Raw genomic sequence first — 23,703 nt, forward strand, 5'->3', positions numbered from 1 at the left:
GAAACCCGCACCCGCGCGACCCTTTCCGATGGCTGAACAACCGCGAGCCGACGGCCCGGTGACGATCACCTCGGCCTCGCTGCTTCCTAAGAGGCAGCGGCGCTCATGTCGAGGTGCTGCCGGTTGGGGCGTTCCGGAGACCACCTGGTGCGGGGTCGGCGATGAGGGAGGCCAGTAGGGCGAGGCGTTCGGCGGTGGGGCTTGCGGGCTCGGCGTGGTAGATGACCAGGATCTGGCGGTCGGTGTCCGGGATCGGCAGCTTTTCGTGGCGCAGTTCCAGGGGGCCGACCTGCGGGTGGGTAATCGTGTTGGCGCCACTGCGTTTGGGGCGCGCGTCGTGCCGGGCCCACAGCTGCCGGAAGCGGTCACTGCGCACGGACAACTCACCGACGAGTTCGACCAGCGCCGGGTCGTCGACGTCGGGGCCGACCAATGCGCGCAGGGCGGCCACCGCGCCTTCGGTGCTGGCGTCCCAATGTCCGTGGGCGACACCGGAAGCCGGGTCGAGGAACAGGGTCCGGACCATGTTGGCGCCCGGTGCGAAAAGCGGAGAAAGGGCTTGGGCGAGGGGGTTTGCGGCGAGCACGTCCAAGAGGCGGCCGAGCACGTAGGCGGGTGTGTGCGGCCAGGTCGCGATGAGTTGCTCGATCCCCTCGGGCGCGCGCTCGGGCGGGCGCGGGCGTCGGCGGCGGGGACGGTCGGGCGTGGCGAGGCTGTGCAGGTGGGCGGTCGCGTCGGCGTCGAGGCGCAGCACGGTGGCCAGGGCGTCGAGGACCTGGGCGGAGGGGTTCCGATCACGGCCTTGTTCCAGACGCAGGTAGTACTCGGCGCTGATCCCAGCGAGTCTCTGCTTAGGCACTACATCGGCGTATGCTGGGGTTATGACTCGGACGAAGCAGCAGGATGACCTGGCGTGGCTGGTGGAGATCAATGCGATGCTGGCCGCTGCGGTGGCTGGTGTGGACCCTGCGTTGTGGGTGTATGGGTATGTGCGGATTTCCCGGGACGAGAAGGATCGTGCCGAGGGCACCCAGTTGCAGGCCAAGAATCAGGTGGCCCACGCCAAACGTAAGGGCTTGGCGTTGGCGCAAATCTTCTGCGACAACGACATGTCCGGTGCCGACACCGACCGGCCCGGATTGCATGTTGCTGCCGCTGGTGGCCGCTGGCCCGTCGAAAACGGTGCTCGCGCGTGATGTGGCGCGGTTGACCCGTGACTACGACTTGGGCAACGAGTTGATGAAACTGGGCCGCGATGAGGGGGTGCGATATGTGTTCGTCAAGGACTCCGATTACGACCTGAGCACCGGTGCGGGGCGCAAGAACTTCATGGTGAAGGTGGCCGAAGCGGTGGAGTACCGCGAGACCAACACCGAGAACCTCCTTGACCGGATGAGCGAGGAAGCCGCCAAGGGTGTGATGCAGGGCGGTTCGCGTCGGTTCGGGTACGGCAAAGTTGTTGGCGCGCACCCACTTTCGGGCGATGACATCTTGGATCGGTACGCGTTGCGTGCTAGTGAGGTGGCGGTGTTGTGCGAGGGCCGGGATCGGGTGATCAACGGCGAGTCCCAAACCGCGATCATCACCGATTGGAACGCGCGCGGTATCACGACTTCCGAAGGTGGGTTGTGGGCGGTGGGCAAGCTCTCGCACCTGTTGTTGCTGGAAGCCTATGTCGCCTATGACCTGGGCGAGCACAGCGATGCGACCGGGGCACGCTGTGAATGCTTGAACAATCCCGAGGGCAACGGTATCCGGGTGCATGAGCGCACCGGAACCCGCCACCGTGCGCAGTGGCCCGCGATCTTCACCCGTGACGAGCACGATGCGATGCGCGCGGCGTTGCAATCCCATAGCCGCGCCAAGCACCCCGAGCGGCCCCGCCAGCGTAACGGCGAGTATTGGCTGACCGGTTTGGCCGAGTGTGGCGGGGTCTGGCCGCAGGGCAGCGAGCGGGCCGGGCAACCGTGCGGGGCGGGGCTGATCGGGTCGAAACTGATCCGTGCCCGCAAGAATGGGGCCAGTGTTGAGCAGCGCCGCTACCTGTGCCGGGCCAAGGGTGCACGCAAGCAGGTCTGTGGGTGCGGCAAGGTGTTCCGCGACGCCGGAGCCCTGGAAATGTTCGTCGCCGAGCAGGTGATTGCCGCCTATGAGAATCCGGAGATTCTGGCGCGGTTCGATCGGGGCAACGACAACACCGAGCAGATCGCGGCGTTGCAGAAACGTATCGAGGTCACGGCCGGGAATTTGGACGCCGAGACCGACAAACGCACGCAGGTCTTGTCCGGGGCAGGAGATGAGTACGACTTGCGGGTGATCGACCGCACAATCGCCGGGTTGAAACACACGTTGAAATCCCTTCGTAGCGAACAGGATTCGTTGCGTGGCGCGCAAGCGTTGGCGGTGCTGGCCGATATCGGCTCCACCCCTGGGGAGTTGCGGGCGGCGTGGGCGGGTAAGGGTTCGCGGTGGCGGCACGAAGCCACCGCGCGGCTGGTGGACAAGGTGATCGTGAAACCGGCGAGAATCTATGCCGCCCAGTGGGAAGACCAGAACGGCAAAACCTGGCGTTTCGATGAGTCCTCGGTCGAGATCGCGTGGCGCGAACTGTGAGCACAGCACCGCTGTTACCGGCCACGCTCACCAGGGTGGCCGGGTTTGGTGTCGAGGGTGTCGAAGGTGTGGCGCAGGAACAGCGCCAGCGATTCGATCACCGCTGGATTCTCGATGCGGGCGGGCAGCCCTTGCCGTAGTCGGCTCTGGGCCAGCCTGCGGCGGGTCTGCTCACTGGTCGGGCCGACCCACATCGACCCCCGCGATTGATGGGAGCGGCACTGGTCGAGACCACGTGTCTCCGGTGTCTGCTCCGGCGGGCGGTGGTCAGGTTGTCTCGTGGCAGCGCTTCGGTACGGTTTGCGCCGGTACCGCCTGACGGGTGGTGCTGGGTCGCAGGGGCGATCGGCATCGAAGGCCGGTTGTTCGGGGCGGCGGGTCTTGCGGGGGGCATGATCGGCGGACATGAGAGGCTCCCTCGTCGGTGTCAGGCGGCGTGGGTGGCCGGGGGCGGGGTGGGCAGGGCGGCGAGGCGGCAGCGGGTGGTGTGCCCGGCCAGCCACCACACCGGCGCGGCGGGATCGGCGGCGGCGAGGTCGGCACCGGTGGTGGTGGCCACGGTGAGTCCGGAAAGGGTGGCGGGTTGCCCGGCGAGTAGCCGGTGGAAGTTGGTTTGGCGTTTCGCTCCCGGGAGCACGAACAGGACAGGGATTGCTATCCCCCCGTCGCGTAGATCACGGTATCCGTGCAGTTTATCGACCAGCCTGGATAATTCTTCGGTGCCGGTGTCGTATTCGAGGAAGAAACGCACGGTATGACCGTTCTCGGACCACTCACCGTAACCATCCGGGCGGGCTATATTCGCGCATGCTTGGGTGGCGTCGCGTTCGTTCCACCATTCCAGTAATTCGCATCCGGGATTGGTCCGCCCGTGGTGGTACAAGTCCGTAAAGAATTCGTTGATGCCTAGCAGGTGCTCGAGTTGGGGATTGCGGGACAGTTTCAGGGTTTTCTCGGCCACGGTGCGCGGGGTCGGAATGGGTTTGTCGGTGGTGGCGGCATGGATCATCGCACCGAGCGGGCCGAGGGTGTAGCGGTATTGCTGCGAGCCGGGGCGGATACAGCCACGAAACCGTGCCAGCACGCCCCGGCCGGTGAGCAGGACAAGGCGTTTACGCGCGGTGTTGGTGTCGGTGAACAGCACGCGGGTGATCTGGTGTGCTGTGAGCGCGCGATGGGCTGCCAGCAGGGCGAGTAGTTCGAGATCGCGGGGCGTGAGTTGCCGCTGTGCGGCAATCGCGTCCGCGATCGAAGGACTACCCGCCCGGCAGGCTTTTACAGCCTGTCGGGGTGGGCGTGTCATCACCGCTCACCCCCTTTGGCCTGCGGCGATGCGCCGCCGGGGGTACCCCGCTCACTACCCCGTTCTAGCTGGGCGGGTGAACGGGGTAGTGAATGGGGTGCAGAGCGGGGTAGTGAAAAACCATGCCTGGCAATCGCATCCGCAACCGCATCCGCAACCACCGAATCCGCAATCACTGAATCCGGTTCCGGCGGATCGGTGGCGAGTTTTCCGGTGGCTAGTTCGCGGTGGCGGGCGCTGGCGTCGCGGCGTTGGCGAGACAGTCCGGTGGTGGCCCGTGCGGCGGCCCGCAACTCCTCGGCCCTGCCCGGCACCGGCGGGGGTAATCCCACGGTGTCCACGCTGAACGGTGGTGTGGTGTGCCCATCGTGGACGATACGCGCGCTGACCGCGTAACCGGACCGATTCGCCAAGTCGGTGTGATCGAAGAACGGCGCGAAATGCCCGGCGAGTTTACGCCCGTCGTCGGGAGACACGGTGAACACAATCTTGTTACGGGCGTTGGCGTCCACCGCTGCCGCGATATCGCCGGATAATTGGTGCAGGTTTTGATGCGCCAACACCAGCGAGACCCGGTAACCGCGTGCTTCGGCCAATACGGTATCGATGCCGATGGGCAGATTCAGGAAATTGTGGCATTCATCCACGATGATCGTCGCATCACAGCGTTGTTCCGGTGCGAGAGCGGCGCGGCGGGTGATCACCGCCCACAATCCCGACAACAGTAGTGACCCGACCAGTTGGCAGCCGTGTTCGCCGATCTCGCCTTTGGGTAGCCGGGCGATCAGCACCCCACCATCCAAGATTTCGGTCAGATCGATCGTGGTCTCGGGAGCGGCGAACAGGTCACGGGCGAAGCGGTGCGAGAGCACCGCCCGCAACCGTGAGACCACCGCCCCGTACGCCTGTTGCCGCGCGGCCGGGGTCAGGGTGTCGTAGTCGTCCCAGAATCCCTCGAACCCGCCCGGGGTGCCGTAGCGGCGGGTGATCGCGCGGTGGTAGCCCGGACGGGTCAGGATCGCCACCACATCGGCCAGCGTCGAGCCCGGCCGACGCGCCAGGGTCAAACACGCCGCCCGGAATACCTCATCCATACGTGGTCCCCACCACTGCGCATACACCTTGCGGAACGTGCCGATGACCATCTCGGCGGCGAACTCACGGCCCTCGAGGTCATCGATCCCGGGTGGGGCGAACACATTCCATGCCGGGGGCGCGTCGCGTTCGGCCGGGTCGAGGATCACCAGCCGCCGGGCCACCGCTGCCGGTAACCGGTCGAGCACGTTCGCGGCCAGATCGCCTTGCGGGTCGATCACCACCACCCCGCGCCCGGCCGTGGCTTCAGCAAGCGCCAGATTCGCAAGCCAGGTCGATTTACCCGCACCGGTCACCCCGGGTACATGCAGGTGATGACGCGCGCCTTGCACCGACAGCCCGACCATGCGGCCGTCGGCGGCGACGCCTAGGGGTTTGGGTCGCGCCCGCCCCGGCCAATCCTGTTGTGTCAGACGCAATTTCGGTTTCGGTGTGTGCTGGTTCATCACTGGCCCTCCTCGGGTGCCGGGTTGTACCACGTCTCGTCTCTGAGACTGCGGTCCCAGCGATCACCGTGACCGGTCCCGGAAGCCTCGCCGCTGTCCTGGTCTTTCGTCGGCCGCAGCGCACCGAAGGGAGAGGGCAGGCGGGGCAGGTCGTGGTGCGGGGCGCGGGTACGCGCGTCGGTAGTGCGGATGCCATAGACGGCAGCGTCGGCGGGGATGTGCCACAACGCGCCCAACTCGGCCACGGTGACGGCGAACCCGGCCCCGGGCCGCCGCGCGCCGACCTTGACCGCCGCGCGGTGCACGCGGCGGGTGATCAACCCGTCCCCGGCGGTGGCTACCGCGTCGTAGCCAGCGGCGATCAACACCACCTGCGAGCGGTGTTGGCGGGCCGGGGCCGGACCCGCCACCGCGACCCGCACTGTCACCCGCAGATGCGGCCCGGCCGCTTTCTTGGCCACGACCGCCCGCGACCGCACCGCCTCTACCGGGTCCACCGCCGCCGGCGTCACGCGAGGCGGGGCGCCGGCTGAGGAACTGCGGTTCATGCGCGTGAACTCCTCGCCCAGCTCCTGCCCGAACGCCAACACCGCATCGAGTGCCCGCATAGCCGGACGCACGGACCGGGTGCCGCGCTGGGCGGACACGATCACCTGCACACACCCACCCTCACCCCGGCCGCGCCCGGTCAGCATCGTCAACACCTGCCCCAACGGCTCGACCGTGTCCGCACCCGCCCGCACGGCCGTGGGACTCGACGGGTCCACCACCGGAGACCACTCCCCACCGCGGGGCACTACTTCACGCCCGCGGACCCCGCCCAAGGTCGACACATCCGGCACCACGGTCACTATGGCCCGCGCGCCCGGCCACGCCCCCGTCACGGCCGCGATCACCGCCTGTGGCGATATCGCCGGAGGCACCCACACCCCGAGCCCCATCACGGAATCGACGGCGACGAACTCACACGCCACATACCGCAGCCGCCACCCATAGCGCCGCGTGCGGTGCAGCACCCCGGCCAGCGACCGCGCGAACCGCACCCCCGCGTCCGGCGGCAGATGCGCGGGCGGGGTGATCCGCACCCACACCGCTTTCTCACTGTCGGACTCGCGCACCACCTGCAAACCCACCCCCCACAGCATCGCCGCGATCGCCCCCACCCCGACACACAGCCGCACCCGCCACGGCACGAGCGCGATAAACCCGGTCACCGAATCGAAAAGATGAACGATGGTCATGACAAACCTCCCGGTAGTGCCGACAATCGGCCGGGCACCATCACTCGGCCTCTGAACAGAACAAGGTGCCCGGCGGCAGCGCGTGTGACAGTCCGCCCGCGAAAAATCGAACGCCAATCACCTGCCCCGCCCGGAATCCGGGGAACGACCGCACGCGAGTAACCGCCGCGCAAGGGAGTGGAGTGGATAGTCATCGGGTGTTCCTCCTGTAGTTCCGTGAGTGAAAATGGCCTTCTATAGGTACACAGATCCGCCGATCACCGGTCTTGTGACGGGGCGAGCGCAACTTTTTTCTCCTCTCAGCCATGAAGGCTCAGAAAAAGTCCCCTCTATTGGTGATATAGGCGCGGAAACCACCCGATTCCGTCACTTGCTTACGAAACGATTTGGTCAAGCCCGCTCAGAAGCCGGATTTTGTGTGAGGGGGACTACCGACTGGAACCACCCGATTCCGTCACCGGCCGCAACAGGGTGTGGCCGATGTGGCTGACGCACCCGAAAGGTGGCGGGCAGCCCTAGCGGCTGCCCGCCACCGGACGAGGGGTTACGCGGCGAGCCCCTGGGTGCCGACGCGGCGCACCGTGAACGGCATCCCGCACTCACCGTTGTGCCACTCCGAGAACAGGTGGCCCTCGCACACGGCCAGGGTGTAGGGGTTGGGGCCGGGATGCGGTTCGCCGAGCACAGCCACCGTGCGGCGGCGGCAATGCCGCAACCGGGCCAAGGTGTCGGCGATCTCGAACCGGCAGCCCTCGACCGTGCAACCCCAGCCCGAACCGCGATAGGCCAACAGATCACCGTGACGGGGACAACCCAGCCACGGCAGCCCGCACCGGCCCGCCCGCGCCTTCACCATCGCCGGACGCAACACCGCCCGCAACGCCGTATGCAACTCATCGATCGAGCCACCCAGCAACACCGCCAACTCACGCGGCGGCGGGCCGTCCTGCAACTCGACCAGTTCCCGCAACCGCAACTCCGCAGACTCGAGCCACGACACCCGCTCAGGGTGCCCCTGGTCATCGGTGCCGAAGCTCGGGTGGGGAGGGTGTTGTTTGGTCATTGTTTCTCCTGTGGTTGTAGATACAGACGTTCGAAACGAACGCCCCCGAGGCACGAACACCCCGGTAACTAAGTGACGCCGTGAAACAAGCCCCTTTTCAACACAAAAAGCTGTAGCGAACCGTGTTCGTTCCTCCCTTCCTGGCTAGTCCGGCTCGGGGCATTTTTTTCCCTGCACTCAAGGAGTGGCATCGTCAGGTGCTGTTTTCGACATCGGTGATGAAATTCGGTGTAAAAATTTGTGGGGCTAGAGGGCGGGGGCGATTCGCGATCGGGAGGACCAGTGATACGCCCCGAGCGCCACCAAAAGTCCACCAAAAGTCCACCAAATGACTTCCAAACGCATTCGCCGCCGTGCCGCGAATCGAACGATCCCCCGGTAAGAGTCCATTTCGGTCGGATGCGGAAGTTTCTCGAAAAAAGTTTGGACGGAGCTCTTGCGTGATGGCCCCGAGGTGGTAGCTACTCGCCGGTAACAGCCATCGAGCACGACACCGCCGGGCAGCATCACCTGACACAGCGAGGGCGAGTCCGGCCCACCCGGAGATCCTGACGCCGTACGTGCCCGGCACCCCCTCCGTGTACATTTGATCCACACGTTGTGATGTCGCTCAATCTCTGGGGGCGGCAGTTACATCCGAGGGGCGAGGGGTTGCGATGGTTTCCTATGCACGGTGGCTCACTGAGCAACCGTCAACTTGGACTGTCGCCGGACGCGCCAGGACCACCGCAGGGGTACGAGTAGCGGTGATGCTCTTCGCCGCTGGGCTGGTGGTGGCGGGGTGTGGATCGAGTGGCGGTACCGGCTCGCCCAGCACGTCAACGACGACTACCGCTACGGCTACAGACGTACCGCGAGGCTTCGACCCGTGTACCGGTATTCCCGCATCCGTGCTGGAGGCAGAGAAGCTCAAGCCCACCGGCCGGGACGACGCGGATTCGCCGAACGGGGTGATGTGGCGTGGCTGCGCATGGGTGGTGCGCGGCGGGGACAGCTACTCGGTAAGCATCCGCACCACGAACCTGACCGTGCCGATGGTCCGCGCCCGCAATTTCACCGACACCCGCGAGTTCACTATCGCTGGCCGCCAAGCGATCTCGACGCATCAGTTCGAAGGCCCCTATGTCATGGCGGTGTGCGCGGTGAATGTGGAGATGCGCGACGGCAGCCTCGAGGTCAACCTGAACAATCCGCCGTCGAGGAAAGAAACCGGAAATCTCGACTCATGTCAGCTGGCCCGGGCGCTGGCGGAGAAGGTCATGCCCAGCGTCCCGGCTGGTGCGTGACAGAGCTGACCGTACGTTCACGGGAGGGATGAACATGGCAGATGACCCGAAGCCGACCCCGTTGGCGAACCTGATCACCGAAGCCCGTGAGGGCCGGTTGGTCGTGCGGATGGAGCCCGAAGAGTTCGCCGCCATCGACCATGAGTGCACCCGCTTCAAGGAAGTCATCGCAGCAGTTCAGCAGGACATGCTCGCCATCTCACAGATTCAGACGTGGGGGTTCGGTGACCATCCTGGTTCAGGATTGATGGGCGCGCCTGCGCTGGGGCAACAGTTCCGGGACAAAGCCAACGGCGGACCCGATTCTCACTTCGCGGTTCTCGAGGAGCATTTCGGAGTGGTGGAGGACATCCGGCGGCTGCACGAGGAAGTGCGTAATCGGTTGATGGAGCACGACGACGCATGGGCCGCCCGGTTCCGCAATACGCTCGCATCTCTGGAACAGGAGCAGGGCCGGTGACGCCGAACGAGCCGCCCAGCGCCGTGCCTTTTGGCGACTGGCCGAGTTGCTGGATACATCCCGGCATCAAGCAGACCTTCGACAAGGTCGCCGCCGACTCCGCCCACGGTGCGGCAACCCGATACGCCGAGGCCGGGACCAAATGGAGTCAAGGACTGGAGACCTTCCGGCAGCGTATGCAGGCGACCATCGCCTCCGCTTGGGAAGGGGCCGCCGCGTCGGCGTCGGTGGAGGCGATCAAGCGCTACACCGGCGAGGCGGACAAGCTGACCGGCACCTTCTCGGCGATGAGTTCGCACGTGAATAGTGCGGCGACCGCAGCCACCGACACCAAAAACGGTGTTCCGGAATTGATCGGCGATCCCCCGTGGTATGACCTCGACGGATATCCGTGGAACAGAGCGGTATTGGAAGGCCGCCGCAACGACGCCGAAGCCGAGGCCCGCGACGTGATGGCCCAACGCTACGTCGCCCCGTTCTCGCAGATCCACTCCACGCTCCCTGTTCTGCCACACCCGACGAGTGTCGATCACCCGCTCGACATATCCCCAACCCCTTCAGTCGATACCGGCACCAGCATCGACACCGGCGGTAAACCGCCCGCTCCCAACAACTCTGGCACGTCCAGCACGCCCGAGCCCGGAGACCAAAACACGCCGAGCCCGTCACAGACACCGGCCGAGCCATCCACATCCACCGGACAGCCGGAGTCGACCACGCCTGCCAGCACCACAACGACGCCCGCTAGCACCTCGACCACGCCCACCGGCTACAACCCGTCGACGAGCCAGCCCTCACCACCCACCGTCCCAGCAAGCGTCACACCAACCTCCGCAACCCCGGACACAGTCACCGGATCTCCGAGTAGAACCTCTCGCCCCGGGAGTCCCGGTATTCCTGGCGCGAAGCCCTCGGCCCCGCCTGGCCCCGGGCGCAGCATTCCGGGCGTGCGCGCAGTCCCCGGCACCGTGCCTGCGGCGGCTGCCGCTTCAGCGGCGGGCCGGGGCGCGCCCGGAACGCCGGGGATGATGGCACCAGGAACGGGTGGCGGACGCGGCAAAGACGAGGAGTCAGAGCACGAAACTCCCGACTACCTGATCAACCGCCAGAACACCGAGGAACTTTTAGGAGTTTCGCACACGGTCATAAGCCCAGTGATTGGTGACGGGGTACCAGCCGCCTCGACGGCGAAGAATGAGGACAAACCAGCGCCACGTGAGGCGACCAGCGAACCACCCGGTCCTCGACCCCGACCGCGACCGCGACCGAGCACCGGATAGCGACAGTCGCTCGCCGCAAGGGTGAGCTTAGGGACGAATGAGTATTGAATGGACTTGGGAGCCTGACGATTTCGCGGCTTTCTGGTTTAGCGCTGCGGTCGACCGGTTTCCCCGGCCGCTGCATTTCCGTAGCCGCTTCACCACGGCGGAGGCGTTCCACACCCACCGCGTCAGCGTTCGGGAGCGCAGCAGCGCTGAAGAGATGGAGAAAATCGAGCTCGCGGTGCATACCCTGACGACTTCCGACATTCGGATCGAAATCCTCGGCGGAACCACCAGACACAGCGACAATCACAACAGGATGAAGGAGTACCGGATCGTCGGCGCTCGTAACCTTTACCACGCCGTGGTGCTTCGTCAAACCGCAACCGACGGCGAAGATGGGCCAATCCGACTATCCCTGTGCCGCACCGAGACTCTGCCTGCCCAGATCGTCCGCCTCATCCCGCCGTGTACTCCGGGCGGCGGCGCGCCTGCGACATTCCATTCCGGCGATGTCGATCAACGCGACGACAACTACTTTGAAGACGTTTCCCACAACACCCCACGCGAGCAGTATCAGCGCCTACTCGGCCGCCTCGCCGACGGCGGCGGCAGTGCCGGTCTGCTGGTCGGCTCGATACTCGGTCGCCCACCTGCCGTGACCACGATCCGCTGGTACGACATCACCGACGACGGACGCTACACCGAGCAACGGACCCTCGAACACATCACCGTCCGGCCATCTACACCCGCTGCCTTGTCCACACTATTCGCGGCATGGATCGACAAAGCCGCCCAGTACCTCCAGGAAGACGCCGCCGATGCGTGGTAACGGCTGCTACGAACCCGAGAATGGAACATATATGAATGATGAGAGACGTACACGATGGGAGGATCGACTCTGATGCTCGAAGATATGCTTGATGATCTGGCAAGATTCCATGCCTATACGCAGGAAATGGGAAAATTATTGAAACAGGCGCAGGCAGCAGGCCCCGAGTGCGTTTCTGGATGTGATGACACCGGGACAATCGAGATAACTCTCGATCGCTCGGGTAAGGCAGTCGATATCAATATTTCGGACGACTGGCCGGAGCATCTAGAAGCCGGACAGATTGCGGCAGGAATAATGACCGCAATTAAGAATGCCAACGCTGAACGCGTCGAGGCAACAATGCGCGATGTCGTCGCGAGCGACGTCATGTCCAAGATGGACAAGTTGCGAATCGAAGACATGGAACCTACTCGATTAGAGCTACCGCAACCGACAGGCGGCCCCCACCTCAGCGCAAGCCAACTCGCCAACGAAGCACTCCACATGATGGAGAGCGGTGCTGCGGATTCGCCGAGCCGATTCGTCGGCGTGCACGAAATCGATGATGAAGTGGATACTCGAGTCGAAATTGATGCCCGCAGCACAATCGTAAATTGCAGCGTCTCGTTGGCTTGGGGTCGAAATGTTTCCGGCAGGACTATTGCTGGGGCACTGAAACAGTCCTATGACGCTGCTCTCCACACAATGAGTACCACGGATTCCAGCCACCGAATATCAACCCTGATCACGGACGCTTTAGGCACACTGGTCACATCTCGCGATACGCCAACAGGAGGATTCCGGTGAGTCCCACACCACAGGAACTGCAAGTAGCTACCGGCGCTCTCCGTAACGAAGCACGCACCTGGACAACAGAAGCCGACACGATGGAGGGCCTGAAGACCAAAATAGATGGCCTGGAATTCGGGCGAGTCGACGGTGGAATTTTTCAGACTATTGTCGACAAGCATACCGAGTTGGTTCATAAGCTTTCAGGATTCTGCCACGAAGGCTCGCAGCGTTTCGAGGAGGTCGGCAGCACACTACAGGTGTGCGCGGATACGTACGATGCCGAAGACGTCGCCGGTAAACATAATTTCGAAACTTTATGGTGAGTGGAATGAGGTTTTGCAATGGATTTTGATGTCTCATCCTTCAATGAGATTATAAAGAAGCTCGAAGGCTATGTAGATGATATCGGGAAACAAATCGGCTCCGGCATACCGAATGCTCGAAGTACAGCATTGGATGTTGACTGGGTTGACTGGGTTCCCGGCTTGGTAAGCGTCATCAAAAAATGTGCCGAAAAGATGATCGAGGGATGCAAATGGCTATGGGATAAGATTGTTGATATCTTGAAATCCGCTTGGGCGCCGGTGACGATGTTCACGCGTGCCCTCGACTGGTACGACGTCAAAGGAACCGCCTCCGGTGTGCAGAGCACACTTGATCCGAACAACCTTGCCGCGATCCGTTTGTGGAAAGGTGCGGCTCAGGTGTCGTACACGCGAACAGCCACCACGCAGTCCGCAGCTGCGGGAAAAGTTGCCGACGCTGGGGATAAAACTGGATTGGTTTTAATGACGGCAGCCGGATCGGGGCTCCTTTTCTATTCTGGAATCGCTTTAATTACCTACCAATTCATTGCGGCATGCGTCGCCGAGATCGGACTTTTATGCACGGGATTCGGCGCTCCGGCAAGCTTGGCGGCCTTTCTAGCTGATGCCGGGATTACTACAGCGGCAATCTGGGCCGCAGTGAGCGGAATCGCGGGACTCGTGGCAGGTCAAGCGACCGCGTTTGGCAACATAGACTCAGCCGTTTCAGACAACAGCGGCTTCCCTCAGGGCGCGGATGGTAAACGGCATTGGCCAGAATCGTTCGCGAATTCCTTCAGTGACGCATCCGTCGACGGAGACAAAGAGTCGAAGTGGCGACTGAATTGAGCGAACACTCCTACGCGCTGGATCGTCAGGCCAAACTCAATCGACGTGACCGAAGAATTCTGCCGTTCACCTGCATGATTCCAAGCATACTCATGGCCTTTATTGCTATCCGCATTATGGATGGAGCCGAATCCGCAGTCTTGGCGACGATAATGATCTCAGTATTCGTGGTACAGGTGTGGGGTACAGTTGCTGGCTGGAATACGGTACCGGCCGGTAAGTCGCGGATTGCCGTATGTTCGGCATTCTTGGCGGCCAGTCTTGCGGTCATCGGCTTGATCATAGCCGGGTTTGTCACGGCTGCCATCGCACTCTTACCGCTCCACTTCTACCTTCTATTTGGGTTGTGGTTGCAGGGATACTGGCTTCTTTGGCACGGCGGCTCGCGACCCAAGCCGTCGAAGCCGCTGACATAGATATCCCGACCGGATCTCGTTCACCCGTGGTGGGGCGTGCGAGTAAATATCTGGGGCAGAGGAGGTCGATTAGTCGATGATCAGTACCCGTTCAACCTGACCGTCGCTCTCGAATAGAATATTCTTACCCGCACGGTTGGCCTGATATATGACATTCCCATATGCGACGAGGCGTCTCACGGATTCGGTAACTGTGACGCCGTGGGTTATGGAGTATTCGCGCAACGCGTTCAGCGTGGATTGAGTCACGTTGACACTCAACCGGGTAAGCTCCGGACCCTCACGTTGCTGCGCCGGAACGCCAGTTTCGTGTGGTGGGTCAGGTGTCTGGGTCATAATTCGAGGTTCGCTTCTTGTGAGAGGCTGGTCGGCGTCGAGGAACTAACCTACGCCGATCATGATGTCTGTTTTTGAACTCGAGAGACCCGGATGATGTGGTGTCCGTCTGCGCGTTCTACCCGATAGCTGTACTCGTTCATCAACGTCACTCCCTCCACTGCCGCCCCCGCCTCTAATGCCTTCAGGCATTCGGCCAAGGTGCCCTTTACTAGGTCCGTGCCGCGCTCCCGGCCGTCGACGGGTGGGTCTGGGATCATCTCGACTGCGTATAGCTCGGTTAGTGTTTCGCCCCGCCACGCGCGTTCGAGAACGATAAGCGCGATGCGAGAAACTATGTACCGCAGTGGATTTACCTGATTCCACCTCATTAGGAACGGCCCTTTGGTCCGCTACTCCACCGTGAGGGGTGCAGCGACCAGCGGGCATGGGTGGCTTCGGGCATGACAGTGATCACGTCGACCACCTTCAGCAGATCGCCGGGAATGGTGTCGCCCTCGAAGTGCGCTGCGCTGGGCACGATCACGGCCTCAGCGGCTATCCGTCGCGCCACATTGAGCAGAGCATCGATCGGGCGTTCCGTACCAGCGCCGAACACGACTGTCTTCGCAAGGTTGTAGCCGAGCCTCTTTGCAAGACTCCGCATCTGGGACTCATGCCATGTTTGGGCTACGCCGGACACGTCTTTACGGAGATAGCCCAGAGCTGTCGGCCTCTTCATCACGGCTCCTCGTATAGTCGTTCGTCGGGGCGCTGGGTCCGCAAACACCCGGGGTTCCCCGACCCCCGTAACAACCTCCGATGGCCGGAGCCGTGTCGGATGCCTGGTTGCGCGGGGAAGCCTCTTTAGTTGTGGGCGAACTGGTTGATCAGCGAGGCGAATACTGCGTCATCCCGGGCGGACCCCTCGACTCCGTCCAGGATCGAATCCAGCAGGGACGCTTTCACCAGGCTTCCGGCACCGAAGTGTCCCGATGCCCGCGCGCTCTTCAGCACCGCGTGCAGCACGGCCGCGTACACCCGAGCGGGGCTTGCCTTGATCGGGTTGCCGTTGGCGGCAAGTTCGAGCATCCGGGCGCTAACGGCGTTGATCACGTCTTCCAAGGCACGCAACTCTGCGTCTTCGAGGTCGCTCACGGTCAGTACCCCAGCCGGTTATGCGCGGTCTTCCGAAGCCGGAGTGCTCCTATCGACAGCAGAAACGTCTTAGCCTGAAGCTTCGCCGGGCACGCAGTGATGGGGCAAAACGTATGTTCATCAAGCTGCGCTTCGGCAGTGGCCTGGTCGGACAAGTCCGGATTCTCGTTGTGGTTCAGCTCCATTGGGATTCCTCCCCAGAGGTTCGGGTTTGGAAGCACCTGGCGAACGGCCCTCGAGGATCTAACGCTGGCCACCGTCGATCAGAAAATCGCCATGCCGATCACGGTGCTCTCGCGAACAGTGGCGCGAGACTTTCCGTTCACCAGATGCAGATCCCAGTAGACACCCAAAATCGCCAACAGGACCGTCCAACACGTACATTCCAATACAATCGGAATTAGGTCCACTCCGGATCAGTCCAGTACGTACCGTTCCAATAAAACCCGGTGCTTACTGGACCGAATTAGGTAAGGGAGGCTAAGCAATGGCCGGGTCCATGCTCCCCCGATGGGCTCTAGGGCAGCGCATGAAGGCTATGCGCGAGCGCGCTAAAAAGAGTCAGCTAGGGCCTGTTTCATAAGTGCTGGGGCAGCGCAGATGAGCTGAAAGTTGTTGCGGTGGTTGGCGTGTTGGTGACCTGATGCGAGGGAGGTCTCCGGTAAAGGGGTTTAGCGACCAAGCAAAACCTTGAATACCGGAGACCTCGTGACCAGCGTATCGGTCGCGGGGCGTGCGGATCTGACCGATGCCCAGTGGGCGCGGTTGGAGCCGTTGCTGCCCCGTGGTGTGAAGGCGGGCCGTCCGCCGAAGTGGACGAAACGGCAGCTCATCGACGGGATCCGGTGGCGGACCCGCACCGGCACGCCGTGGCGGGATGTGCCGGTGCGGTATGGGCAGTGGCAGACGATCTATGGGCTGTTCCGGCGCTGGCAGCGTGGCGGGAGGTGGGCCTTGATCCTGAAAATGTTGCAGGCCTTCGCTGATGCTGTCGGCGCGATCATCTGGCAGATCAGTGTGGACTCCACCATCATGCGGGCCCACCAGCACGCCGCTGGCGCCCGCCGCGACGGCGACGGGCAGAAACATCCACCCGGCGGGGTCGAAGTCGAACCCGCCGACCACGCGCTGGGTCGCTCGCGTGGCGGATGGACCACGAAACTGCACCTGGCCTGTGAGCAGGGCCTACGGCCTCTGGCGTTGCTACTGACCGGCGGCCAAGCCGGTGACAGCCCGCATTTCGCCGCCGTGCTCGCCTCGATCCGAGTGCCACGCCTCGGACTGGGCAGGGCGCGGGTCCGACCAGATCGGGTCCTGGCCGATAAGGCCTACTCCTCCCGCGCCAACCGCGCCTACCTGCGCCAACGCGGGATCAAAGCCACCATCGCAATCCCGGGTGACCAGGTGGCTCACCGCCGTAACCGCGGCTCGGCCGGCGGTCGGGCACCGGCCTTCGACTCCGAGGCTTACCGAAACCGCAACGCTGTCGAACGCGGCATCAACCAGCTCAAGCAACACCGTGCTGTCGCAACCAGATACGACAAACTCGCCGTCCGCTACCTGGCCACGATCCACATCGCCGCCATCAACCAGTGGCTCCGATGCCCCGACTTATGAAACAAGCCCTAGCAGCAGGTCTGCACATCGAGGAGTCCAAACAGACGGTTCTGCGGCTCGAAGCGGGAACACCAACCCGCATCCGAACCAGCCAGCTCGAAGAGCTTCTTAGCCTGTACGACGCCAGCCCGGAGGAACGCGAAGAAGCCCTGGAGCTGTTCGCGGAGGCGAAAGAGGCCAAGGGCGATCCCGCCAGTGGTTGGTGGCGGGGCTACTCGGACCTCGTGAATTCAAACTTCGATCATTTCGCAGCCCTGGAGCAGGCTTGTCAGCGCATGATCGCGTTTCAGTTGACCTTGCTTCCGGGGTTGTTGCAGACGCCGGAGTACCGGCGATGGATCGTTACCGCAGCCAACCCGGCGATGACCGCTGTCGATGTCGAACGTGAACTGGAACTAACCGCGCGCAGGCAACGACGGCTGACAGATGATCTCGGGTTTGTCCCCGAGGTCTTCTTGTCGGAAAGCGTGTTGCGCTACCGGGTCGGGGGGCCTGGAGTGATGCGTGAGCAACTGAGACACCTGGACATCACGAAGGCTTCGATCCGAGTTGTCCCGTTCGACGCGGAAGGTCATCTTGGCTTGGTGGTTCAGTCGTTCACCCTGTTCGAGTTGCCAGCCCTCCGCGACGGTCGAATGACCATGCCGCCAGTGGTTTTCGTAGAGGGGTTCAAGTCGCTGCTATCCCTGGAGGACACCAGCGCCATCGAGTACCACCGACAGGCCATCAGGGACCTGGACCGGGTAGCGTTAGATCAACACAGTAGTAGGGCGCTAGTCCAGCAGATCGCAGAGGAGCACTCTGAACCGCCCCGGCTTTTCGGCCGCTTCTTTCCTTGTGAAGGATGTGGGCCATGCCCAAGCGTTATCCGATCGAGCAGCGTGAGCGTGCGGTGAAGATGGTGCTGGACCGCCTCGACGGGTATCCGTCGGCGTATGCCGCCTGCCAGGCGCTCGCCCCGAAGCTCGGTGTCCACCCGGAGTCGTTGCGGGTCTGGGTGAAGCAGGCCCAGATTGACACCGGGAAGGCTCCCGGTGTGACGAGTGCGGAGCAGGCGCGGATCAAAGAACTCGAACGCGAAGTCCGAGATCTGAAGGAGGCCAACGAGATTCTGAAAGCTGCCTCGATTTTCTTCGCGCGGGAGATCGACCCGCGCCGCCGGTGATCTGTGCGTTCATCGATCAGATGCGGGGGCTGGGTTTCCGGGTCGATCCGATCTGTCGCGTGCTCACCGAGCAGGGCGTGCAGGTCGCCGGACGAACCTATCGGAACTGGAAAACCGCGCCGGCTTCGGCGCGGACAGTGACCGACGCGCGCCTGACCGACGCATTGCTGGCCACCATCGGCACGCCCGAGGGAATGTATGGGCGCCGCAAGATGACCCCGTATCTGCGCCGCCAGGGCCTCCAGGTAGGGATCGGCACCGTCGACCGACTCATGCGTGACGAAGGTCTGTCGGGCGTGGTCCGCGGCGGCAAACACCGCACCACGATCGGCGGGAAAGGCGCCGGTCATCGCCGCGCCCCGGACCTTCTCGACCGCGACTTCACCGCAACCGAGCCAAATCGCAAGTGGGTCACCGACTTTACTTACGTGCCCACCTGGTCGGGGTTCGTGTATGTGGCGTTCGTGATCGACTGCTTCTCCCGTTCCATCGTGGGCTGGCAGGCCGCCACGATCAAGGACACTGCCATGGTCACCACCGCACTGAGAATGGCGCTGTGGCGGCGCGATCACGATGGTCACGCCGTTGAGGATGGATTGATCCATCACAGCGACGCGGGATCGCAATACACCTCGATAAGATTCGCAGAAACCCTTGCCGCAGAACAGATTGCGGCCTCGATCGGCAGTATCGGCGATGCCTACGACAACGCCCTGGCGGAGTCGACGATCGGGCTGTTCAAGACCGAAGCCCTCGCCCGTGACAGCCCGTTTCTCACCGGGCCACTGCGGGCGCTCGACGATGTCGAGTACGCGACGATGGAATGGGTCGACTGGTACAACAACCAGCGGCTGCACAGCCTGCTCGGCCATATCCCACCCGTCGAGTACGAAGCCGCCTATTACGCTCAACAACAGCCATCCCAGCCGGTGATGACTCAACCATGAAGCCGGCCGGAAAGTGGGGACGGTTCACTCCAGGTGACCGACGTTTCCGGAGCCAACTGGTTCAAGAGCAGCTACAGCAACCAGGGCGGGGACTGTGTGGAGATTGCCCACATCGCGGAGGGCATGGTTGGTGTGCGTGACAGCAAAAATCCGACCGGGCCTGCGCTGGTGTTCACGTCCTCGGCGTGGGACGCCTTCATCGTCGGTGCTCAGACCGGACAGTTCGACCGAACCTGAGACGCACGAAAAGAGCCCCCTGCCCGGTCCGCTGCGAACTGGGTAAGGGGCTCTTCGTTAGCTGGACAGCGAAAAGCGATGAGCGGCAACGAATCCCTTTACCCCCATGCGGTCCGGCAGCATACGAGCACCCTAGTCCGACGGACGGCCGACCTCCGCTGAGTCAATCAGTTATGTAGTGCGTAACCAAGATGTGACCCCGGCTAGCAACGCCAATTCCTCACGGCGCAGACCCGGGACCCGACGCCGCCCGGTAGAAGTCAGGCCGATGTCTTCGGGGCGGACCAGTTCGCGGCGGGCTCGCAGGTATTTGCCGAGCGGGGTGCCCGTGCGATTGTCGCTCACCATGTGACCACGTACGACCGCGGGCGCGGTTGTGCCTGTTCCTGTCACTACCAGTGTCGACAGGGCTCTGGGTATGCCGTGCCCGAGGCGGCAACGTGGCAGGCATGACACTCATTACGACACCTTTCGGACCCCGGTCGACCGCTGCCGAGGTGGCCGACGGGGTTGATTTGTCCGGCAAGCGAGCGATCGTCACCGGGGCGTCTTCCGGACTCGGCACCGAAACCGCCCGAGTGCTGGCGGACCGAGGGGCCGAGGTCGTGCTTGCGGTGCGCGACGAGGCGGCAGGTGCGGCGGTGGCCGCCGCCATCACCGAGTCCACCGGTAACCGGAACGTTCGGGTGGCACGACTGGAACTGGCCGACCCGGCGTCGGTGGCGAAATTCGCCGCGGACTGGGCAGGGCCGCTGCACCTGCTGGTCAACAACGCCGGCGTGATGGCGTTGCCGGAGTTGCGGCGCACGCCGCAGGGCTGGGAGACGCAGTTCGCGGTGAATCACCTGGGGCACTTCGCCTTAACGGTCGCGCTGCACCGGGCGCTCGCGGAAGCCGATGGCGCCCGGGTTGTTTCGGTCGCTTCCTCCGGACATCTGTTCTCCCCGATCGTCTTCGACGATATCCACTTCAACTTCCGGCCGTACGAACCCTTTCCCGCCTATGGCCAGTCGAAGACCGCCAACATCCTGTTCGCCGTCGCCGCGGCCGCCCGCTGGGCCGACGACGGCATCGCGGTCAATGCCGTCGCCCCCGGTTCCGTGCCGACCAATCTGCGTAGACACCTGAGCGGGACGGGCGGCTTCACCGTCGGCGACGAGCTGCGCAAAACGGTGGAGCAGGGCGCGGCCACCCCCGTGCTGCTGGCGGTGTCGGCACTGATGGAGGGTGTCAGCGGGCGCTACTTCGCGGACTGCGCCGAGGCATTGCCGGTCGATCGACGACCGTCCATGACGCCGCTCACCGCCGTATTCATGAACAGCGTTGCGCCATACGCCCTCGACCACGCGAACGCCGAACGGCTGTGGGAGGAGTCCTCGAGCTACCTGGCATAGGACCCTGCTGGAGCGCTCGACGGTGCCGGGCGGTACACGGGTGGTCTGGACCAGCGCCATCGATGTCGGCCCGATCGTAGGCAAGATCGCCAGAACCGTTGTCGGCCACGTGTTCGGGCGAATCCTCGACGCCTGCGCGAAGGATCTCGCCACCAAGGAGTAATACGACATGGCGACGATCAGATCATCGAGCGGTGGATTCCCTGCGGCTCACCGCCGAGCTGAATCAGCGCGGACGAGTGGAAAATCGAGCCGGGCACGTGGATCGCGTGGGACAGTCCCGCGTGCGCGTCCCGCCAGAAGCGTTGCAGCGGCGTCTTCATTTGCAGTGCACCGCCACCCGACCGCGCGAAGATCTCGTCAACGGCCCGGACCACCCGCCACGCGGCCGCGGTTTGGGTGCGACGGCCGATCGCGCGCATCTCGAAGCTGACTTCCTGCCCCTTCTCGACCATGTCCCAGAACCGATCCACCGTTTCGAGGATCGCGGCCCGCGACGCCGCGATCTCGGCAGCCGCCTCCCCGATCGCGAACAGCACATATGGGTCGTCTTTGATCGCGACGCCGGTGATCGCCACCCGCGATTTCTGCGCGGCGATATGACATGCCAACGCGCCCTCGGCAATACCGATCAGCGACGAGGTGATGCCGAGCGGGAAAATGCACGAGAATGGAAAGTTGTAGAGCGTCTCGCCGCGCCCCGCCTCCTTCGGCGCGGTGCCATCGAACACCTTCGCCGCATCAATGGTGCGATACGCCGGAACGAACGCGTCCTTGACGATCAGATCCTTACTCCCCGTACCGCGGAGTCCAACAACATCCCAACTCTGCTGATCGATCTCATAGTCGCTGCGCGGCAACAACACATGCAACGTCCGCGGCGGCATCAACCGCTTGCCCTGCTCATCGCCGACCGCCGCCCCGATCATCACCCACTGACAATGATCGGTCCCCGTGGAAAACGACCACCGTCCGCTGAGCAGATACCCACCATCCACCGGCCGCGCAACCCCCATCGGCGCATAGGGCGAAGCCATCCAGGTATCCGGATCCTGCCCCCACACCTCGTCCTGCGCCTTGGTATCGAAAAACGCCAACTCCCAGGGATGTACACCGACGATCCCGGTAACCCACCCGGTCGCCCCGTCCATCGCCCCGATCGCCATCGTCGTCTCCGCGAACTCTCGCGGATGCACCTCGAGCCCCCCATACCCCTTCGGCTGCAACATCCGAATCGCCCCCGCATCCCGCAACCGCAGCACCGACCCCTCGGCCAGCCGCATCAACTTCTCCCCCTCACCCCCCGCCACCCGAATCTCCTCCGCAAACCCCTCGATCCGCTCCAAAACCTGCCCCACAACCATCCCATCCCTTCCACTGATCCGTTCCCTCCAAACTAGAACACGTTCCAGTGTGCCGGCGGGAAATCGGGGGACTGTGGATTTAACGGTGGTTTCCGGCCTAACGCGCTGAGTGAAGTTCAGCGGGAAGGGTGCTGTGATGACGACACTGGATGTCGTGGCATCGAAGAAGAAGGCTCGTGAGTCCTCGCCGGAGGCCGTGGCAGCGGCGGAGCTGGTCCGGATGGCCAAGGAACAGGGTTTGTCGCTGACCGGCCCGGATGGGCTGCTCAAGCAGTTCACCAAGGCCGTGCTGGAAACGGCGTTGAACGAGGAGATGACCGAACACCTCGGCTATGACAAGAACTCAGCACCGGTCGATCGGGAATCAGCCAACATCCGTAACGGGACTCGGTCCAAGACGGTGCTGACCGAAGCGACCGGTCATGTGCCGATCGAGGTTCCCCGTGACCGGGAGGGCTCCTTCGAGCCGCAGATCGTCAAGAAACGCCAGCGTCGGTTGACCGGGGTCGATGAGATCGTGTTGTCGTTGTATGCCAAAGGCCTTACCACAGGCGAGATTTCGGCGCACTTCGCTGAAATCTATGGCGCCTCGGTGTCGAAGGAAACGGTCTCGAGGATCACTGACAAGGTGATCGAGGAAATGCAGGATTGGGCCCATCGGCCCCTTGATGCGGTCTACGCCGCGGTCTTCATCGATGCCATCGTGGTGAAGGTCCGCGACGGTCAAGTCGCCAACCGGCCGATCTATGCCGCGATCGGGGTCACGGTCGAGGGCGGCAAAGACGTGCTCGGGTTATGGGCCGGCACCGGTGGCGAAGGCGCGAAGTTCTGGATGAGCGTGCTCACCGACCTGCGCAATCGCGGTGTCAAAGACACCTTCTTCGTCGTCTGTGACGGGCTCAAAGGGCTCCCCGAGGTCGTCGGCAATATCTGGCCGTTGGCGATCGTGCAGACCTGCATCATCCACCTGATCCGCAACACTTTCCGCCTGGCTTCCCGCAAGGACTGGGATGGGTTGCGCCACGACGTGAAACCGATCTATACCGCAGTCAATGCCGCTGCGGCCCGTACCGCGCTCGATGACCTCACCGAGAAGTGGGGCACGAAATATGCTGCGATAGTTCGTCTTTGGGACAACGCGTGGGAGGAGTTCATTCCGTTCCTCGACTACGACGTCGAGATCCGGCGGGTGATCTGCTCTACCAACGCGATCGAGTCCTTGAACGCGCGCTACCGGCGAGCGATCAAGGCCCGAGGTCATTTCCCGAACGAGCAAGCCGCGTTGAAATGCCTCTACCTGGTCACCAGGTCCCTGGACCCAACCGGGCGCGGTCAGGCACGATGGACACAACGCTGGAAACCCGCGGTCAACGCCTTCGCGATCACCTTCGCCGACCGCTGGCCCAACGCCCAAACCTACTGAGAGAAACCGCCGGAAACACCGTTAGCGAGATAGTCCCGAAATCGGCCCGACGAGGATCGCGCAATCCCGACAATCTCGCCCGCGAGGACGGGTGCACTACTGGACGAGTGATCACGGGGAACTGGCGGCGTCGGCTTC

Annotated in this window: 26 protein-coding genes and 1 pseudogene; 17 read left to right on the forward strand and 10 right to left on the reverse strand. The window is 63.4% G+C overall.

The features are described 5' to 3' along the window. Nucleotides 1–103: 103 nt before the first annotated feature. Nucleotides 104–859: a helix-turn-helix transcriptional regulator gene (locus tag OG203_RS07610; RefSeq protein WP_405164966.1), complete on the reverse strand. Its 756-nt coding sequence runs from the start codon at nucleotides 857–859 to the stop codon at nucleotides 104–106. Nucleotides 860–881: 22 nt separating this feature from the next. Here OG203_RS07610 and OG203_RS07615 point away from each other — a divergent pair, with 22 nt between their 5' ends. Together OG203_RS07615 and OG203_RS07620 are read left to right on the forward strand one after the other, a co-directional pair. Next, a complete protein-coding gene (locus OG203_RS07615; protein ID WP_405164967.1) occupies nucleotides 882–1,196 on the forward strand; it encodes a recombinase family protein in 315 nt (104 codons plus the stop codon). Then, nucleotides 1,144–2,613, forward strand: coding sequence for a recombinase family protein (locus OG203_RS07620; protein ID WP_405164968.1), 1,470 nt, complete (start codon nucleotides 1,144–1,146; stop codon nucleotides 2,611–2,613). Before OG203_RS07615 ends, OG203_RS07620 begins: the two co-directional genes overlap by 53 nt. A gap of 14 nt (nucleotides 2,614–2,627) precedes the next feature. On the opposite strand, the gene OG203_RS07625 is transcribed toward OG203_RS07620, so the two are convergent. The 5 genes from OG203_RS07625 to OG203_RS07645 all read right to left on the reverse strand — a co-directional run bounded on the left by OG203_RS07625 (nucleotide 2,628) and on the right by OG203_RS07645 (nucleotide 7,761). Continuing rightward, nucleotides 2,628–2,807: a hypothetical protein gene (locus OG203_RS07625; RefSeq protein WP_405164969.1), complete on the reverse strand. Its 180-nt coding sequence runs from the start codon at nucleotides 2,805–2,807 to the stop codon at nucleotides 2,628–2,630. A gap of 233 nt (nucleotides 2,808–3,040) precedes the next feature. Continuing rightward, nucleotides 3,041–3,916 carry a replication-relaxation family protein gene (locus OG203_RS07630; protein WP_405164970.1) on the reverse strand — a complete coding sequence of 292 codons (876 nt, stop codon included), beginning with the start codon at nucleotides 3,914–3,916 and terminating at the stop codon, nucleotides 3,041–3,043. Continuing rightward, the gene (locus OG203_RS07635) at nucleotides 3,916–5,457 is read right to left on the reverse strand and encodes a type IV secretory system conjugative DNA transfer family protein (protein WP_405164971.1); all 1,542 of its coding nucleotides are present in this window, start codon (nucleotides 5,455–5,457) and stop codon (nucleotides 3,916–3,918) included. The genes OG203_RS07630 and OG203_RS07635 overlap by 1 nt, the downstream gene beginning before the upstream one ends. Then, the gene (locus OG203_RS07640) at nucleotides 5,457–6,698 is read right to left on the reverse strand and encodes a hypothetical protein (protein WP_405164972.1); all 1,242 of its coding nucleotides are present in this window, start codon (nucleotides 6,696–6,698) and stop codon (nucleotides 5,457–5,459) included. Before OG203_RS07640 ends, OG203_RS07635 begins: the two co-directional genes overlap by 1 nt. 544 nt (nucleotides 6,699–7,242) lie before the next feature. After that, nucleotides 7,243–7,761, reverse strand: a complete 519-nt coding sequence (locus tag OG203_RS07645) for a hypothetical protein (protein WP_405164973.1) — start codon at nucleotides 7,759–7,761, stop codon at nucleotides 7,243–7,245. Between the two features lie 749 nt (nucleotides 7,762–8,510). Here OG203_RS07645 and OG203_RS07650 point away from each other — a divergent pair. From OG203_RS07650 to OG203_RS07685, 8 genes are all read left to right on the forward strand, one after another. Continuing rightward, a complete protein-coding gene (locus tag OG203_RS07650; RefSeq protein ID WP_405164974.1) occupies nucleotides 8,511–9,047 on the forward strand; it encodes a DUF3558 domain-containing protein in 537 nt (178 codons plus the stop codon). Between the two features lie 34 nt (nucleotides 9,048–9,081). Further along, complete coding sequence (locus tag OG203_RS07655) at nucleotides 9,082–9,507, forward strand: hypothetical protein (protein ID WP_405164975.1); 426 nt, start codon at nucleotides 9,082–9,084, stop codon at nucleotides 9,505–9,507. After that, a complete protein-coding gene (locus tag OG203_RS07660; protein WP_405164976.1) occupies nucleotides 9,504–10,787 on the forward strand; it encodes a hypothetical protein in 1,284 nt (427 codons plus the stop codon). The genes OG203_RS07655 and OG203_RS07660 overlap by 4 nt, the downstream gene beginning before the upstream one ends. Before the next feature lie 37 nt (nucleotides 10,788–10,824). Further along, nucleotides 10,825–11,601: an ESX secretion-associated protein EspG gene (locus OG203_RS07665; protein ID WP_405164977.1), complete on the forward strand. Its 777-nt coding sequence runs from the start codon at nucleotides 10,825–10,827 to the stop codon at nucleotides 11,599–11,601. A 72-nt stretch (nucleotides 11,602–11,673) separates the two neighbouring features. Continuing rightward, the gene (locus OG203_RS07670) at nucleotides 11,674–12,390 is read left to right on the forward strand and encodes a hypothetical protein (protein ID WP_405164978.1); all 717 of its coding nucleotides are present in this window, start codon (nucleotides 11,674–11,676) and stop codon (nucleotides 12,388–12,390) included. Further along, on the forward strand, nucleotides 12,387–12,698 hold the full coding sequence (locus OG203_RS07675) for a hypothetical protein (protein WP_405164979.1): 312 nt from the start codon (nucleotides 12,387–12,389) through the stop codon (nucleotides 12,696–12,698). The genes OG203_RS07670 and OG203_RS07675 overlap by 4 nt, the downstream gene beginning before the upstream one ends. Nucleotides 12,699–12,716: 18 nt before the next feature. Beyond that, nucleotides 12,717–13,529: a hypothetical protein gene (locus OG203_RS07680; protein ID WP_405164980.1), complete on the forward strand. Its 813-nt coding sequence runs from the start codon at nucleotides 12,717–12,719 to the stop codon at nucleotides 13,527–13,529. Continuing rightward, nucleotides 13,514–13,945: a hypothetical protein gene (locus OG203_RS07685; RefSeq protein WP_405164981.1), complete on the forward strand. Its 432-nt coding sequence runs from the start codon at nucleotides 13,514–13,516 to the stop codon at nucleotides 13,943–13,945. Before OG203_RS07680 ends, OG203_RS07685 begins: the two co-directional genes overlap by 16 nt. Nucleotides 13,946–14,651: 706 nt before the next feature. Here OG203_RS07685 and OG203_RS07690 read toward each other — a convergent pair. Further along, complete coding sequence (locus tag OG203_RS07690; protein WP_405164982.1) at nucleotides 14,652–14,927, reverse strand: hypothetical protein; 276 nt, start codon at nucleotides 14,925–14,927, stop codon at nucleotides 14,652–14,654. Between the two features lie 200 nt (nucleotides 14,928–15,127). Further along, a complete protein-coding gene (locus OG203_RS07695; RefSeq protein WP_405164983.1) occupies nucleotides 15,128–15,418 on the reverse strand; it encodes a hypothetical protein in 291 nt (96 codons plus the stop codon). Between the two features lie 708 nt (nucleotides 15,419–16,126). On the opposite strand from OG203_RS07695, the gene OG203_RS07700 reads away from it, so the two are divergent. From OG203_RS07700 to OG203_RS07715, 4 genes are all read left to right on the forward strand, one after another. Then, complete coding sequence (locus tag OG203_RS07700) at nucleotides 16,127–17,035, forward strand: IS5 family transposase (protein ID WP_405162543.1); 909 nt, start codon at nucleotides 16,127–16,129, stop codon at nucleotides 17,033–17,035. Further along, nucleotides 17,032–17,931 carry a helix-turn-helix domain-containing protein gene (locus OG203_RS07705; RefSeq protein ID WP_405164984.1) on the forward strand — a complete coding sequence of 300 codons (900 nt, stop codon included), beginning with the start codon at nucleotides 17,032–17,034 and terminating at the stop codon, nucleotides 17,929–17,931. Before OG203_RS07700 ends, OG203_RS07705 begins: the two co-directional genes overlap by 4 nt. Then, nucleotides 17,889–19,147, forward strand: a protein-coding gene (locus OG203_RS07710) for an IS3 family transposase (RefSeq protein ID WP_405162070.1) whose coding sequence is annotated in 2 segments (ribosomal slippage) — nucleotides 17,889–18,162 and nucleotides 18,162–19,147 — 1,260 coding nt in all. Because the reading frame shifts where the segments join, the coding sequence is not laid out codon by codon here. Before OG203_RS07705 ends, OG203_RS07710 begins: the two co-directional genes overlap by 43 nt. A 33-nt stretch (nucleotides 19,148–19,180) precedes the next feature. Beyond that, nucleotides 19,181–19,384, forward strand: a complete 204-nt coding sequence (locus OG203_RS07715; protein WP_405164985.1) for a DUF397 domain-containing protein — start codon at nucleotides 19,181–19,183, stop codon at nucleotides 19,382–19,384. A gap of 189 nt (nucleotides 19,385–19,573) precedes the next feature. Here OG203_RS07715 and OG203_RS07720 read toward each other — a convergent pair. Beyond that, a pseudogene (locus OG203_RS07720) lies at nucleotides 19,574–19,732 on the reverse strand (transcriptional regulator); the annotation flags it as partial. A gap of 101 nt (nucleotides 19,733–19,833) precedes the next feature. Here OG203_RS07720 and OG203_RS07725 point away from each other — a divergent pair. Beyond that, the gene (locus OG203_RS07725) at nucleotides 19,834–20,778 is read left to right on the forward strand and encodes an SDR family NAD(P)-dependent oxidoreductase (RefSeq protein WP_405164986.1); all 945 of its coding nucleotides are present in this window, start codon (nucleotides 19,834–19,836) and stop codon (nucleotides 20,776–20,778) included. A gap of 22 nt (nucleotides 20,779–20,800) precedes the next feature. Next, nucleotides 20,801–20,941: a hypothetical protein gene (locus tag OG203_RS07730; protein ID WP_405164987.1), complete on the forward strand. Its 141-nt coding sequence runs from the start codon at nucleotides 20,801–20,803 to the stop codon at nucleotides 20,939–20,941. A gap of 16 nt (nucleotides 20,942–20,957) precedes the next feature. On the opposite strand, the gene OG203_RS07735 is transcribed toward OG203_RS07730, so the two are convergent. Further along, nucleotides 20,958–22,136: a hydroxylase gene (locus tag OG203_RS07735; protein ID WP_405164988.1), complete on the reverse strand. Its 1,179-nt coding sequence runs from the start codon at nucleotides 22,134–22,136 to the stop codon at nucleotides 20,958–20,960. A gap of 142 nt (nucleotides 22,137–22,278) precedes the next feature. On the opposite strand from OG203_RS07735, the gene OG203_RS07740 reads away from it, so the two are divergent. Further along, a complete protein-coding gene (locus OG203_RS07740; protein ID WP_405164989.1) occupies nucleotides 22,279–23,565 on the forward strand; it encodes an IS256 family transposase in 1,287 nt (428 codons plus the stop codon). Nucleotides 23,566–23,703 lie beyond the last annotated feature (138 nt).

This window comes from Nocardia sp. NBC_01499 (assembly GCF_045040275.1).
Taxonomy (GTDB): domain Bacteria; phylum Actinomycetota; class Actinomycetes; order Mycobacteriales; family Mycobacteriaceae; genus Nocardia.